The 13,810-nt window shown below is 62.3% G+C and carries 11 protein-coding genes and 1 rRNA gene; 9 read left to right on the forward strand and 3 right to left on the reverse strand.

The annotated features are described in order from the left end of the window. Positions 1-123 (reverse strand): 16S ribosomal RNA (locus BR71_RS18390); the annotation flags it as partial. A gap of 484 nt (positions 124-607) precedes the next feature. On the opposite strand from BR71_RS18390, the gene BR71_RS18395 reads away from it, so the two are divergent. Next, positions 608-1,930, forward strand: a complete 1,323-nt coding sequence (locus BR71_RS18395) for an MFS transporter (RefSeq protein ID WP_043641021.1) — start codon at positions 608-610, stop codon at positions 1,928-1,930. A gap of 60 nt (positions 1,931-1,990) precedes the next feature. Here BR71_RS18395 and hslU read toward each other — a convergent pair whose 3' ends face one another. Together hslU and hslV are read right to left on the reverse strand one after the other, a co-directional pair. Beyond that, on the reverse strand, positions 1,991-3,334 hold the full coding sequence (gene hslU / locus BR71_RS18400; RefSeq protein WP_043641024.1) for an ATP-dependent protease ATPase subunit HslU: 1,344 nt from the start codon (positions 3,332-3,334) through the stop codon (positions 1,991-1,993). A gap of 53 nt (positions 3,335-3,387) precedes the next feature. After that, entirely contained in the window at positions 3,388-3,963 is a 576-nt protein-coding gene (gene hslV, locus BR71_RS18405) for an ATP-dependent protease subunit HslV (RefSeq protein WP_043593311.1), read from the reverse strand. Positions 3,964-4,188: 225 nt separating this feature from the next. Here hslV and BR71_RS18410 point away from each other — a divergent pair, with 225 nt between their 5' ends. The 8 genes from BR71_RS18410 (at position 4,189) to BR71_RS25020 (ending at position 13,774) form a co-directional block, all read left to right on the forward strand. Continuing rightward, positions 4,189-4,896 (forward strand): energy transducer TonB, encoded by a 708-nt coding sequence (locus BR71_RS18410; RefSeq protein WP_043641026.1) that lies wholly within the window; start codon positions 4,189-4,191, stop codon positions 4,894-4,896. Then, positions 4,893-5,570 carry a MotA/TolQ/ExbB proton channel family protein gene (locus BR71_RS18415; RefSeq protein ID WP_043593313.1) on the forward strand — a complete coding sequence of 226 codons (678 nt, stop codon included), beginning with the start codon at positions 4,893-4,895 and terminating at the stop codon, positions 5,568-5,570. Before BR71_RS18410 ends, BR71_RS18415 begins: the two co-directional genes overlap by 4 nt. Next, positions 5,557-5,967 carry an ExbD/TolR family protein gene (locus BR71_RS18420; RefSeq protein WP_019101956.1) on the forward strand — a complete coding sequence of 137 codons (411 nt, stop codon included), beginning with the start codon at positions 5,557-5,559 and terminating at the stop codon, positions 5,965-5,967. The genes BR71_RS18415 and BR71_RS18420 overlap by 14 nt, the downstream gene beginning before the upstream one ends. Positions 5,968-6,309: 342 nt before the next feature. Next, complete coding sequence (locus BR71_RS18425; protein WP_043641028.1) at positions 6,310-8,502, forward strand: TonB-dependent receptor; 2,193 nt, start codon at positions 6,310-6,312, stop codon at positions 8,500-8,502. Positions 8,503-8,703: 201 nt separating this feature from the next. Then, entirely contained in the window at positions 8,704-9,384 is a 681-nt protein-coding gene (locus tag BR71_RS18430) for a Fe2+-dependent dioxygenase (RefSeq protein ID WP_043641030.1), read from the forward strand. A gap of 212 nt (positions 9,385-9,596) precedes the next feature. Next, positions 9,597-11,438, forward strand: a complete 1,842-nt coding sequence (locus BR71_RS18435; RefSeq protein WP_043641060.1) for a DUF3857 domain-containing transglutaminase family protein — start codon at positions 9,597-9,599, stop codon at positions 11,436-11,438. Between the two features lie 345 nt (positions 11,439-11,783). Then, positions 11,784-12,341, forward strand: a complete 558-nt coding sequence (locus BR71_RS18440) for a PAS domain-containing protein (protein ID WP_043641032.1) — start codon at positions 11,784-11,786, stop codon at positions 12,339-12,341. After that, positions 12,338-13,774: a methyl-accepting chemotaxis protein gene (locus BR71_RS25020; protein WP_043641034.1), complete on the forward strand. Its 1,437-nt coding sequence runs from the start codon at positions 12,338-12,340 to the stop codon at positions 13,772-13,774. Before BR71_RS18440 ends, BR71_RS25020 begins: the two co-directional genes overlap by 4 nt. The last annotated feature ends 36 nt before the right edge of the window (positions 13,775-13,810 follow it).

Below are 13,810 nucleotides of genomic sequence, written 5' to 3' on the forward strand. Positions count from 1 at the left end.
TCCGATGCATTACTCACCCGTTCGCCACTCGTCAGCGGTGCAAGCACCCTGTTACCGTTCGACTTGCATGTGTAAAGCATGCCGCCAGCGTTCAATCTGAGCCAGGATCAAACTCTTCAGTTCAATTCCAAGCAAATTTTCTGGCACGCAAGATCAAAGAAACATCGAGACATTTCTCGTCTTGCAGTGCAAGTGTTTGGTCATCGACCGAGCACTTACACCTATCGGTTATTCGTTCTGTTAAAGATCGGTGCGGACCGCTGCGTTTCGTTTCCGTCGCTGCGTTGTCTGCTGAGGAGGTGAAATATACGTTACCGGCTCTGCTCCGTCAACACCTATTTTGGAAAAAGATTGGGTTTTTAAGATATCAAAACATAAGTCAATGATTTAAATAAGAATCATACCGATAGAATTTTACAAGAACTTTTGGGCAAGCAAGAAAACAAGGCTTTCCAGCTAGTTGTCTCCCGATGATAAGCTGCGAAAGCGGCCGGATTTTCTCGGTTTTTTCTGAAAATCCCGCTTTCCGGCAAATTATTCGATGCAGACTTTATGCCTTAGGCATTAATTGTTAAGCTGAGTGCATCCCTTCGCTCAGGAAACGTCCATGCAGCAAACTTTGCGTCAAAGATTAGAGGGACTGCCCACGCCGTTTTACGCCTTGATGCTGAGTGATGTGTTGAGCGGGCTGGCGATGGGTGCCGGTTATGTAGCCATCAGTTGGTGGGTGGTGCAGTCCGGCGGTGCGCGCGATATGGCCTGGTTCGGTTCAATCACCGCTTTAGTGATGCTGCTGTCGCTGCCGCTGACCGCGCCATTGGGCGATCGCCTGCCTAAGAACCGCCTGATTGGCGGCGGCATGTTGCTGGCGATGCTAAGCGCGCTGCTGCTGGCCTTGATGGCCGCACTAGGCTGGTATCGCATCGGCTGGGTGATCGCGGTGGAGTCGCTGGCCATGCTGGCCTGGTCCATCGTGCTGCCGTCCATGCTCAGCATCGCCGCCGAGATGGTGCCGGCAGCCCGGCTGGGCGACGCGCTGTCCTTGCAGAAAAGCTCGCAGTCGGCGGGCAATCTGATCGGCCCGGTGCTGGGCGGCGGCTTGATGGCGGCGACCAGCCCCACCCTGACTCTGCTGGCCTACGCCTGTCTGCTGGTGGTGGCCGCAGCGACCTCCTTGTATGTGCGCGTGCCGCCGCGCGCCGCGGACGCCGTGCGCCAGCCTTGGCTGGAGGATATCCGCAGCGGCCTGTACGCGCGCTGGCGCATTCCGCTAGAACGCTATTGGACCTTGGCGGTCTTCGTCACTCTGGTGGCCTTCATGCCACTGGTGACGACTCTGCTGCCGATCAAGCTGCATGCGCTGGGCTTGTCCGCCGCCTGGCTGGGCGGTTGCGAGGCGGCGATCAGCGCCGGCATGCTGCTGGGCTCGCTCTGGTTCACCCATGTTTTGCTGCGCCGCTTCAGCCGCTACCAGGCGCGCACCATAGGCATGGTGGTCTGCGGCGTATTGATGCTGGTGGTGGCGATCAGCGACAACCCTTGGGTGATCCTGGCCTGTTTCGCGGTGATGGGGCTGATGTTCGCGCTGAACCAGCTGATAGGCCAAACTCACCGCACGCTGGCGGTGCCGGAGAATTACCGCGCGCGCTTTTCCGCCATCAATGTGATGCTGGTGAAAATAGGATCGATGCTGGGGCCGGCGCTGGCCGGCGCGCTGTTGCATGTGCTGCCGCTGGAGCGGGTGTACTTGATTTTCGCGCTGCTGCATTTGGCCACCGTGGCGCCCATGCTGCTATTGCCTGGTTTGAAGGCGTTCCTGGAGCTGGATCACGACGAGGTGAAGGATTGGTATTGGCGGCGCCATCCGGAAGCATTCCGCGATTTGGCAGCCGAGCCTCCTCCTGCCCAGCCGGCATGCGAGGCACGCTAACCCGGATGCGAGAACGGCGACCCAAGGCCGCCGTTTGCGTTTCTATATATAAGGAATGGATCAGAGCACGTAACGCGCCAGGTCTTCGCGCTCGGCCACTTGTTCCAGCTTGCTGTCGACATAGGCAGCGTCAATCTCGCAACGGCCGGCCTTGGCGTCGAAGGCCACTTCTTCCAGCAGCTTTTCCATCACCGTGTAGAGGCGGCGCGCGCCGATGTTCTCGGTTTTCTCGTTGACCTGCCAGGCGATCTCGGCCAGGCGCTGGATGCCACTATCGACAAACTCCAGCTCCACGCCCTCGGTCGCCATCAGCGCCTGGTACTGACGAGTCAGACAGGCATTGGTGCTGGTGAGAATGGCCTTGAAGTCGTCCACGGTCAGCGAGGATAGCTCGACGCGGATGGGCAGACGGCCTTGCAGCTCCGGGATCAGGTCCGACGGCTTGGACAGCTGGAAAGCGCCCGAGGCGATGAACAGGATGTGGTCGGTCTTGACCATGCCGTACTTGGTGGACACGGTGGTGCCTTCCACCAGCGGCAGCAGGTCGCGCTGCACGCCGGCGCGCGAGACGTCGGCGCCGCCCTGGCCTTCACTGCGGCTGGTGACCTTGTCGATCTCGTCCAGAAACACGATGCCGTTCTGCTCGACGTTCTTCAGCGCCTCGGCGCGCAGTTCCTCGTCATTGACCAGTTTGGCGGCTTCCTCGTCGATCAGTTGCTTGCGCGCTTCCGTCACCTTCATCTTGGCCGCCTGCTTCTTGCCTGAACCCAGGCCCTGGAACATGCCTTGCAGCTGGCTGGCGAAATCCTCCATTCCCGGCGGGGCCATCACGTTCATTTGCGCTGCCGGCGCGGCGATTTCGATTTCGATCTCTTTATCGTCCAATGAGCCTTCGCGCAGCATTTTGCGGAATTTCTGACGGGTGGCGCCGTCTTCCGGCTTGGCTTCCGCTTCCGGTTCGCCGCCGAAGAATCCGGCTTGCTGGCGCGGACGCGGCAGCAGCACGTCCAGGATGCGGTCTTCGGCCGCGTCTTCCGCGCGCGGGCGGTTGCGCTTGATGGCGGCGTCGCGGGTCTCTTTGATCGCCACTTCCACCAGATCGCGAATGATGGTGTCCACATCGCGGCCGACATAGCCCACCTCGGTGAACTTGGTGGCTTCTATCTTGATGAAGGGCGCGCCGGATAGTTTAGCCAGACGGCGGGCGATCTCGGTCTTGCCCACGCCGGTGGGGCCTATCATCAAGATGTTCTTGGGGGTGATTTCGCTGCGCAGCGGCTCGGCCACCTGCTGACGGCGCCAGCGATTGCGCAGAGCCACCGCCACCGCGCGCTTGGCCGCGTTCTGGCCGATGATGTGTTGGTCCAGCTCGTGGACGATTTCCTGCGGGGTCATTTGCGTCATGACGTTCTCCAGCCGGAAGCGACGCTCCCGGCGATTTGATTCTTGAATGCGGCTTAGTTGGCTTCCGATGCTTTGCCTTCCGGCTCTTCGGCTTCGTCCAACAGCTCGATCACATGGTTGTGGTTGGTGTAGATGCAGATGTCGCCGGCGATCTCCAGCGATTTCTTCACCACCACTTCCGGCGCCAGATCGGTGTTTTCAAACAGCGCGCGCGCGGCGGACTGAGCGTAGGCGCCGCCGGAACCGATGGCGGCGATGCCCTGTTCCGGCTCCAGCACGTCGCCGTTGCCGGTGATGATCAGAGTGCTGTTCTTGTCGGCGACGATCAGCATCGCCTCCAGCCGGCGCAGCATGCGGTCTGTGCGCCAATCCTTGGCCAGCTCCACCGCCGACACCAGCAAGTTTCCCTGATGCTTCTGCAGCTTGGCTTCAAAACGCTCAATCAGCGTGAAGGCGTCGGCGGTGCCGCCGGCAAAGCCCGCCAGCACCTTGCCGCCATGCAGCTTGCGCACTTTGCGCGCCGAGGCCTTGATCACGATATTGCCCAGAGTGACCTGGCCATCCCCGCCCAGCGCCACGCGATTGCCGCGGCGAATGGACACAATGGTGGTTCCGTCGAACTGTTGCATGTTTTGTATTCCAATAATGTCGCCACCGGCACTCCGCCGTGGCCAATGCTGCAAGATATGCAGGCAAAACCATGGATTGCAAGCACTGGAACGCTCCGACGCGCCGGCTAACGCGGCGCTTGGCAAAACCCTTTTCCCGTCATTTATTTACTTACGTCAATGACATTGAGGTATACGCGTTTTCCAGCTTGGATAATGAGAATAGTTTGTATTATCATCACCATCATGAACCAGCGAATTCTTCAATACTCGGCGCTCTCCAGCACCGTGGGCCTGCATGCCCTGGCCTTCGCGCTGATGGGCGGCGCAGTGGTGATGCAGGCGCCAATCACGCTGCCCCGCGTCGCCAGCATGGAAATGATCAGCCTGGCCGCGCCTAGCAAGGCCGCCGCGCCGGCTGCGCCCAAGCAGCAGCCCAAGCCTGAGAAAAAACCGACTCCGCAGGTCAAGCCCACTCCGACACCGAAACCGACTCCGGTCAAACCCAAGGTGATGGCCACGCCCACTCCGGCCGCGCCCAGCGCCAAGGCCATCAGCGTGCCCACGGCCGCCCCGGCGGCGGAAAGCAAGCCCAGCCCGGCAGCCAGCTCCGCAGAGGGCGGCAGTTCCCGCGGCCAGTCCGCCGACGCCAAACCTTCGATCACCGAGCCGATGTACCGAGGCGGCTATCTGAACAACCCCAAGCCGGCCTACCCGGCGCTGTCCATCGAGGAAGGCGAAACCGGCACCGTGCAGTTGCGGGTGCACGTGTCCGCCCAAGGCCAGCCGCTGGAGGTGACGCTGTCCAACAGCAGCGGCTTCCCGCGGCTGGACCGCGCCGCCGTGGCTGCGGTGAAAAAGTGGACCTTCACCCCGGCCAAGCGCGGCAATGAAGCCATCGCCTACACCTTTATCGTTCCCGTTGAATTTTCTTTGAAGTCTGCAAAATCATGAATCTAATGACTGTATTCCATCAAGGGGACGCCGTGCTGGTCACGGTGTTCATGATCCTGGTTCTGATGTCTGTGCTGACCTGGTACCTGATCCTGGTCCGCGGCGTCAGCACCTGGCATATCCGCCGCGCCAACAAGCAGGCCGAAACCGCGCTGTGGGACGCCCCGGACTGGAAGCAGGCGGAAGCCCAGTTGCAGGATTCGCGCGCGCCGTTCGCCAACCTCACCCGTCAGGGCCTGGCCGCGCTGCGCCACTACCGCAGCCAGGCTGAGCGGCCGCTGGGCCAGAGCTGCGATCTGGACGAGTTCCTGACCCGCGCCATCCGCAAAGGCCTGGCCCAGGAAAACGGCAAGCAGGAAACCGGCATGACCGTGCTGGCCTCGGTGGGCTCCACCGCGCCCTTCATTGGCCTGTTCGGCACGGTATGGGGCATTTACCACGCGCTGGTGAACATCGGCGCCGCCGGCCAAGTCACCATCGCCGCGGTGGCCGGCCCGATCGGCGAAGCGCTGGTGGCCACCGCCGCCGGCCTGGCCGCCGCCATTCCCGCGGTGCTGGCCTACAACGCCCTGACCCGCATGCAGCGCATCATGGCGCAAGACATGGACTACTTCGCCCACGATCTGCACGCCCAGCTGCTGACTCAGTCCGGAGAGATCGATGGCGTTCGGTAGTTTCGACAAGGGCGCTTCCGCCCCGATGGCCGACATCAACACCACCCCGCTGGTGGATGTGATGCTGGTGCTGCTGGTGGTGTTCATCATCACCACCCCGTTGCTGACCAATACCGTCAAGCTGGATCTGCCGCAGGCCAGCGCCGCCGCGCAGCAGAGCCAGCCCAAGGAAATCCGCCTGGCCATAGACGCCGCCGGCGCGGTGTTCTGGAACGACGTCAAAGTGCCGGAAGGCGAGCTGGACGCGCGTTTCGCCGCCGCCGCCCGCGACAACCCGCAAGTGGAGCTGCACTTGTTCGCAGACAAGAGCGTGCGCTATGAAACCGTGGCCAAAACCCTGGCCAGCGCCCAGCAAGGGGGCATCAGCAAGATAGGCTTCGCCACCGAAGCGCCTTAACGACAGCCGTGCGAGCATGGCCGGCGCCTGCCGGCCGCTCGCCGCAGAGCCGTCACGCAAGCCTACGCCATTGGTTTGCGTGAGGACTCTGCCGGCCCCTGAGCCACAGTAGACGCGAGATCCGCGTCCCGTACCCGCCAGCGCGCAGCCGCTTATCCAGCCGCTATTTCGCGCCGGTACCTCATTCCTCTTCTTCTATTCCATGGACTGCCGCCGCGCAGACCAGGGAGGGTCTTTGTCCGCTCTTTGCCCGGACAAGGCCGGAGAGGCGCGCAGTAAGGCAAAGCAGAGCCGGCCTCAGCCGGCCGGCGATTATAACGACGACACGAAATGAGAACCCTGATGGAACATCGACCCACCCCAAGCCGCGGCAGCGGCATCGTCGCGCGCAAGCTGCCGGCGAAAATCGGCGCCGGCATGCTCGCCGCCGCCCTCTCCCCCGGTCTGGCTCTGGCCGCAGACGCCCCCACCAAGCTGGAAACCGTCCGCGTGGAAGGCGAAACGCCGGTACGCGGCAGCCTGAAGACCGAGTCCAGCGCCATCGGCAAGCTGAACCAGAAGCTGAAGGACATCCCGCAATCGGTCACGGTGGTCAGCAAGCAATTGCTGGAAGACCAGGCCGTTTCCAACTTGAAGGACGCACTGCGCAATGTGCCCGGCATCACTTTCGCCGCCGGCGAAGGTGGCCGCACCGGCGACCAAGTCGTGATCCGCGGCTTCTCCGCCTTCACCGACACCTATCTGGACGGCATGCGCGACATCGGCCAGTACAACCGCGACACCTTCAACCTGGAAAAAGTGGAAGTGTTGAAAGGCGCCAGCTCCATGCTGTTTGGCCGCGGCTCCACCGGCGGCGTGGTCAACCAAGCCAGCAAAACTCCGTTCGCCGGCTCCCTGGTGGCGGGTGAAATTGGCGTCGGCAGCAATCGCTTCACCCGTTCCACCTTCGACATCAACCAGGCTTTCAGCGACACCGCCGCAATGCGCGTCAACCTGATGGCCACCGACGACGGCAGCGACCGCGGCCCGGCGAAAAACCGACGCTTCGGCATCGCTCCCTCGCTGGCCTTCGGCCTGGGCGAGCCCACCACCTTGGTGCTGTCCTACTTCCATCAGAAGGAAGACAACGTTCCGGACTACGGCATTCCGTTCAACGCCAACACCCGGCAGCCCATCGACGTGCCGCGCGACCGCTTCTACGGCCTGAACAGCGACTTTGAAAAGACGCAAACCGACATCCTCACCGCCAAGCTCACTCACCGCTTCAGCGACGACCTGGTGCTGAGCAACCAATTGCGTTTCAACCGCTTCTGGCGCGATGTGTCGCCCACCGCGCCGCGCATCCCGGGCATCACCCCCAGCAACCCGGTCCTGGACAGCTCCCGCATCAACCGCAGCAAACCCATGCGCGACGGCACCGACTGGTCGTGGAACAACCAGACCGATCTGATCAGCAAGTTCGAAACCGGCAGCGTGCGCCACACCTTGCTGACCGGCCTGGAGCTGAGCAAAGAGAAATCCGACACCAGCCGCTACGCTCTGCTCAACACTCCGCCCAGCACCACCGTGGGCGCGCCGGACCCTGGCGTACCCGTCGACCTCAGCCGCTACCGCAGCAGCAACACCCAGTTCGACGCCAGCAATATCGGCCTGTACGCGATGGACACGCTGGAGCTGACCCCGCAGTGGAAGGCCGTGGTGGGCGCCCGTTTCGACCGTTTCAGCGGCGACTACAAAATCCGCGCCGGCAACCGCGACGGATCCGTCAACCAGGACCCCAGCCGCAGCTACGACGTCAGCCGCACCGACAATGTGTGGAGCTGGCGCAGCGGCCTGATCTGGCAGCCCAGCACCGCCCAGTCCTACTATCTGAGCTACGGCACCTCGTTCAACCCGTCGGGAGAAGCCTACGCGCTGGACAAGGCCACCGCCAAAGTGGACCCGGAAAAGAACCGCAACATTGAACTGGGCGCCAAGTGGGATCTGTTCGACGGCGACGCCAGCCTGCGCGCGGCGCTGTTCCGCATCGAGAAGACCAACGAACGAAATACGGATGCCAACGACCCCAATACCGTGCTGCTGTCCGGCAAACGCCATACCGATGGCGTGGAAGTGGAAGGCGCCGGGCGGCTGACCGAGCGTTGGGACGTCTTCGCCGGCCTCACCCTGATGAAGTCCCGCATCGACAAGGCCGCGCCGCCGGCCCTGGGCGCCGCCGGCACCGAAGGCAATATGCCGCGCTACACGCCCAAGGTCACCGCCAACCTGTGGACCACCTACAAGTTCACGGAAGAAGTGATCGGCGGTTTCGGCCTGACCCATGTGGGCAAGCGTTACGCGCATGAAGCCAACACCAACTACCTGCCGGCCTACACCGTGGCCAACGCGATGCTGGCTTACGAGACCCGCAAGTACAAGGTGCAGCTGAATGTAAACAACCTGGCCAACAAGATTTACTTCGACGGCGGCTACCCGGCCCACGCCACGCTGGGTACTCCGCGCGAAGCGCAACTGACAGTCAGCTTCAAGTACTAAGCACCTGTTCATGATCTCGCAAGCAAGGGCAAGACAAGGCGAAACCGGCCTAGAAAGCGGAATGCCCGAATGGGGCAGAAGCATTTCGAATGCCGGCGCTCATCGCACAATGTCCCTACCGATGCGCCGCAGATCGTAAACACGTTCCAAGCCAGTTCCGGCCCCCGGTTCGCCGGGGGCTTGGCCTTATACGGAGACACCATGTTATTGCACATCCCCGCGGTGCTGAGCGCCGAAGAACTGGCGCTGGGCCGCGAGCTGCTGGCCCGCGCCGACTGGGCCGACGGCCGCATCACCGCCGGCAAGCAATCCGCTCAAGTCAAACGCAATCTGCAACTGCCGCAGCTGCTGCCGGAAGCCCAACAATTGCAGGCCATGGTGGAAGGCGCCTTGCAACGCAACGGCCTGTTTTTCTCCGCCGCGCTGCCGGCCAAAATCTTCCCGCCGCTGTTCAACTGCTACCAAGCCGGCATGGATTTTGGCAACCATGTGGACAACGCCGTGCGCCGCCACCCTTTCGACGGCGGCTGGGTGCGCACCGACGTGTCCTGCACCCTTTTCTTCAGCCGCCCGGACGAATACGAAGGCGGCGAGCTGGTGATCGAGGACACCTATGGCAGCCACAGCGTCAAGCTGGACGCCGGCGACATGGTGCTCTACCCGTCCACCAGCTTGCACCGGGTGGAACCGGTCACCGCCGGCGCGCGGCTGGCCTCGTTCTTCTGGGTGCAAAGCATGATCAGCGACGACGGCAAGCGCCGGCTGCTGTTCGACATGGACGCGGCGATCTCCAGCTTGCGCCTGCAGTTGGGCGATAACGAAGCCCTGGTGGCGCTGACCGCGAACTACCATAACCTGCTGCGGATGTGGGCCTCGCCGTGAACGCCCGTTGACCATCCCCCGTCTTGTCCCGCTCGTATTCGCGGGATCATGGGCAGGCTCGACAGCGACACAAAAAGCACACACATTCGCAAGCGCTAATATGCGAACATGGAACGCTTGACCCCATCCGGCGGCGCGGACGCCGGATGCGCGTTTTCACCGCCCTCGCGCCGTATAATCATCACAGCAAGATCACACTTTTCGATTCCAATATGCGTACACTCACTCTCGGGCTGGCCGCCGGCCTCTACAGCAGCTTCAGCGCCGCCGCGCTGCAACCGGTCAGCGAAGCGCCGCTGGCGGTCAAAACCGCCGTCAGCTGCCAACACAACAAAGACAACAGCCTGGACTGCGTCACCAGCAAGCAATTCACCATCCTGCACCCCTCCGGCCGCGAACAACTGTCCCGCATCGACTTCACCTACCCGGCCGAAGACCGCATGCAAGTGGAACGGGCCGAAGTGATCCAGCCCAACGGCAAAGTGATCAAACTGGGCAAATCCCAGATTGAAACCCGTGCCGCGCCCAATCCGGACGCAGGCGTCAGCCGCGACATGCAAACCTGGATGGCCTTCCCGGAACTATCGGTGGGCAGCACCGTGTCCTACCGCATCAAAACCCACAGCGTGGCACAGCCCTTGGTGCGCCAGTTGCGCTACCAATTGGACCTGGGCCCGCAAAAAGCCCGCGAAGACAGCTTCAGCTTCGACCTCCAGTCCACTCGCCCGCTGATCTGGCGCGGCATGATGCTGGACGATTACGCGGTGGACGCCAGCGCGGACCGCAAGCGCGTCAAGGTATCGCTGCGCCGGCCGCGCTACCTCAACTACATCAACGAGTGGAACAACAGCGCGCTGCGCGAATGGCCGCAACTGGTGATCGCCACCTCGGACCAGCCGCAAGACCACTTCGGCGCCCATGCCCGCCGCTACAACGAAATCCTGGCCGCGCCGCTGCCGCCGGCCGCCGCCACCGTGGTGGCCGCCAATCAGGGCAAGCCGGCCGCGGAGCAGACGGCCGCCTTCATGCAGCATATCAACCGCAACTACCGCTACCTCAACGACACCCGGCTGGCGGAACGCGGCCTGGTGCCGTTCACGCTGGCTGAAATTGAAAAACACGGCTATGGCGACTGCAAAGACCTTTCCACTCTGCTGACCGCCATGCTGCGCCGCGCCGGCATCGCCGCGGAACCAGTGCTGATCTACCGCGGCAAGTTCGCCCCGCCGCTGCTCCTGCCCGGCGTCGGCGCGCCCAACCACATGATCGTCCGCGCCAACATCGCCGGCCAGACCTGGTGGCTGGACCCCACCAACCCCTTCTTCCAGCCCGGCCGCATCATGTCGGACCTGCAAGACCGCTGGGCCTTCATCATCGGCAAGGACGGCGTGGTGAGCCAAACCCAGGTACCGATGGAGCCGGCGCGCACCGATCTGAACATCAAGCGCGAAAACGCGCTGCAAGCCGACGGCAGCGCCAATGTCAGCGCCGACATCGAACTGGCCAACTCCGCTCTGATTGACACCATTCTGCAAGACCGCTACCAAGGCGTCAGCGCCACCGACCAAAGCCTGTGCAACCGGTTGAGCAATCAGCCGGAAGACTGCAAGGTCCAGCGCGACAAAACCTCCTTCATGGTGCCGTCGGTCTACCCGCTGCGCATGAGCGTGCGCGACCCGCGCATGCTGGAGAAGATTTCCGGCCTGTTTCTCTACGACTCCCACTTCAAAAGCGTGTGGGACAGCTTCGACAACTACAAGCGCAACGGCAACCTGGCGGACGTTTACCTGGGCGACGCCAGCGCCATGCAATCCGATGTGCTGCTCAAGGGCGCCAAAGCCATCCAGCCCGCTTTTGAATGCAAGGTGAATTCCCCCTGGTACGAAGTAAACGCCAAGCAACAGCAAACCCCGGCCGGCATCCGCGTCCAGTACCGGATCAGCAATAAGGTGCGCTGGCTCAGCCACGCGGAGATCAACAGTCCGGAATTCGCCAAGCTGATAGAAGACGCCCGCGCTTGCGTGTCTCAGGTCCGCCAGATCGTCAAACTCTGAGAACCTGTTTACGATCTGCTGCGCGCCGACGGGGCTGTTAGACAAGGGCGTTGAAAACGGCTTCGAAATGCTCATGTGCCACTTGACCATTCCGCTTTCTCAGCCGTTTTCGCCTTGTCTCGCGAAGCTTTTAGCAGGCTCTGAGGCCCGCCCCGGCCCACGCATGCAAGGACGCCACAGGCGTCCTTTTTTGTTTTCGTAAGAACTGAATTATTAAGAAGTAATTTAAGCAGACTCCTGTCAAGCATGGGCAGTACAAATAAATAAACGCTTGCCCCTACTGGGCCAGTGGCCGAAAATGAACATTTGAGGTTAGGCAATCGACAAATAAGAGAGAAACAGACCATGACGCACCCCGCCGCCGGCACGGCCAGCAAGGAAATCCGGCTCGCCCCTCATGAACTGATCATCACCAAGACCGACCCCACCGGCCACATCACTTACGCCAACCGCGTGTTCATGCGCATCGCCGGCTACGCCGAGCACGAGCTGCTGGGCAAGCCGCACAACCTGATCCGCCACCCCGACATGCCGCGCGGCGCCTACCGCCTGATGTGGAAAACCCTGCAACAAGGCCAGGAATTCTTCGCCGTGGTGAAAAACCACAGCAAAAACGGCGACTACTACTGGGTACTGGCCAACGTGACCCCGGACTACGACCTGCGCGGCCAGCTGCAAGGCTATTACTCCGTGCGCCGTCCGCCCAGCCAGGAAGCCATCGCCGCCATAGAGCCGGTCTACGCCCAGATGCGCCAGATAGAAGCCAGTCACAACAAAGCCACCGCGCCGGATGCCTCCGTGGCCTGGCTGCAGCAAGTGTTGGCGGACAAAGGCGTCAGCTACCAGGACTTCATCCTTTCCCTCAACGCCCAGGTGCTGCAAGCGCCGGGAGTCGCCGCATGAGCCAGCTCCAACACAAGCCGCCCTTCCTGCGCACCCAACTGGGCTGGTGCATCATAGGCTTCAATTTACTGGTCGCCTTCTCGCTGCTGGACGGCTATTTATTCCCGGAAATCGTCGGCCACGTCGTGGACGCCTTGCTGCTGGCCGCCTCCATCGCCCTATCCCTGCTGTTATGGCGCCACAGCGGCCGCATCTTCGGCCTGCTCAACACCCTGCACGAGCAACTGGGCTACGCCAGCTCCGGCGAACTGCACCACCGCGCCACCGGCACCCGCAATCTGGGCGAAGTGGGCAAGCTGGCCTGGCAGCTCAACGACTTCCTCGACCTGATCGAAACCTATTTCAAGGAAATCAACACCTGCTTCAAGGCCATCAGCGCCGGCGACTACAGCCGCCGCCCGCTGAGCCAAGGCCTGCCGGGCATCCTGGCCAGCTCGCTGGGCAGCGTCAACCGCGCCATCCAGACCATGGCCGACAACGACGGCTACATCCGCCGCAACCGTCTCTCCTCGCAGCTGGCCGCGCTCAACAACCCGCACCTGCGCAAGGACCTGGCCAGCAACCAGAGCGATCTGGAAGACATCAGCCAGGCCATGGCCGACGTGGCCGCAATCACTCAAGACACCGCGGACGGCGCGCGCGTCAGCCTGGAAACCGCCCAACAGTTGTCCGGCCACCTGGATACCATCGCCGACAGCGTCAGCAGCATGGACACCGCCAGCACCGCGCTGGCCCAGGAATGGCAGGGCATAGAAACCTCGCTGGCCGACATCTCCGCCATCGCAGACCAAACCAACCTGCTGGCGCTGAATGCCGCCATCGAAGCCGCCCGCGCCGGCGAAACCGGCCGCGGCTTCGCCGTGGTGGCCGACGAGGTGCGCAAGCTGGCCGAGCGCAGCAAGAGCACCGCCAACAATGTGCAGGACGTGCTTGAAAACTTGTCGCTGCGCATTGGCAATATGCAGACCCAGGCCAGTGCCGCCGGCAATGTGGCCAGCCAGGTCAAAGACTCGGTTGAAACCTTCCGTCAGCGCTTCAGCAGTCAGGTGGAGCAATCGCAGCAAGTGATGGCCCAGGTGAGCCGCGTGCACGACAAATCCCAGCTCAGCCTGCAAAAAGTGGGGCATGTGATCTTCAAACAGACCGCCTACCACTCGATAGAGGAGGCCAAGCCGATGGAGCAGAGCAGCGAACTGCAAAGCTGGCTGCAGCAGCAAGGCCAGCAGTCCTTTGGCAAAACCCGTTCCTGGAGCGAGCTGGCAGCCACCGAGCAGCAGGCCAGCCAGCACATCGGCGCCGCGCTGGCGGTGTTTGATCAGGAAGGCCCGCTGGACGAGCAGGAAATCGTCAACCGGATGCAGAAGCTGGAACAAGACAGCGGCCGCATCCTGCGCTACCTGGATAAACTAGGCGAGGAGAAACACGGCCAGTAAGCAGCGCTTCAATGCCGCCTCGCATCGGCGATAAGG

Origin of the sequence: Chromobacterium haemolyticum DSM 19808 (genome assembly GCF_000711885.1) — a bacterium.
Taxonomy (GTDB): domain Bacteria; phylum Pseudomonadota; class Gammaproteobacteria; order Burkholderiales; family Chromobacteriaceae; genus Chromobacterium; species Chromobacterium haemolyticum.

What these genes read in the sequence shown, in the direction of transcription:
- BR71_RS18395 (WP_043641021.1), top strand. Translation starts at nt 608, where the DNA reads ATGCAGCAAACTTTGCGTCAAAGATTAGAGGGACTGCCCACGCCGTTT.
- hslU (WP_043641024.1), bottom strand. Translation starts at nt 3,334, where the DNA reads ATGACGCAAATGACCCCGCAGGAAATCGTCCACGAGCTGGACCAACAC.
- hslV (WP_043593311.1), bottom strand. Translation starts at nt 3,963, where the DNA reads ATGCAACAGTTCGACGGAACCACCATTGTGTCCATTCGCCGCGGCAAT.
- BR71_RS18410 (WP_043641026.1), top strand. Translation starts at nt 4,189, where the DNA reads ATGAACCAGCGAATTCTTCAATACTCGGCGCTCTCCAGCACCGTGGGC.
- BR71_RS18415 (WP_043593313.1), top strand. Translation starts at nt 4,893, where the DNA reads ATGAATCTAATGACTGTATTCCATCAAGGGGACGCCGTGCTGGTCACG.
- BR71_RS18420 (WP_019101956.1), top strand. Translation starts at nt 5,557, where the DNA reads ATGGCGTTCGGTAGTTTCGACAAGGGCGCTTCCGCCCCGATGGCCGAC.
- BR71_RS18425 (WP_043641028.1), top strand. Translation starts at nt 6,310, where the DNA reads ATGGAACATCGACCCACCCCAAGCCGCGGCAGCGGCATCGTCGCGCGC.
- BR71_RS18430 (WP_043641030.1), top strand. Translation starts at nt 8,704, where the DNA reads ATGTTATTGCACATCCCCGCGGTGCTGAGCGCCGAAGAACTGGCGCTG.
- BR71_RS18435 (WP_043641060.1), top strand. Translation starts at nt 9,597, where the DNA reads ATGCGTACACTCACTCTCGGGCTGGCCGCCGGCCTCTACAGCAGCTTC.
- BR71_RS18440 (WP_043641032.1), top strand. Translation starts at nt 11,784, where the DNA reads ATGACGCACCCCGCCGCCGGCACGGCCAGCAAGGAAATCCGGCTCGCC.
- BR71_RS25020 (WP_043641034.1), top strand. Translation starts at nt 12,338, where the DNA reads ATGAGCCAGCTCCAACACAAGCCGCCCTTCCTGCGCACCCAACTGGGC.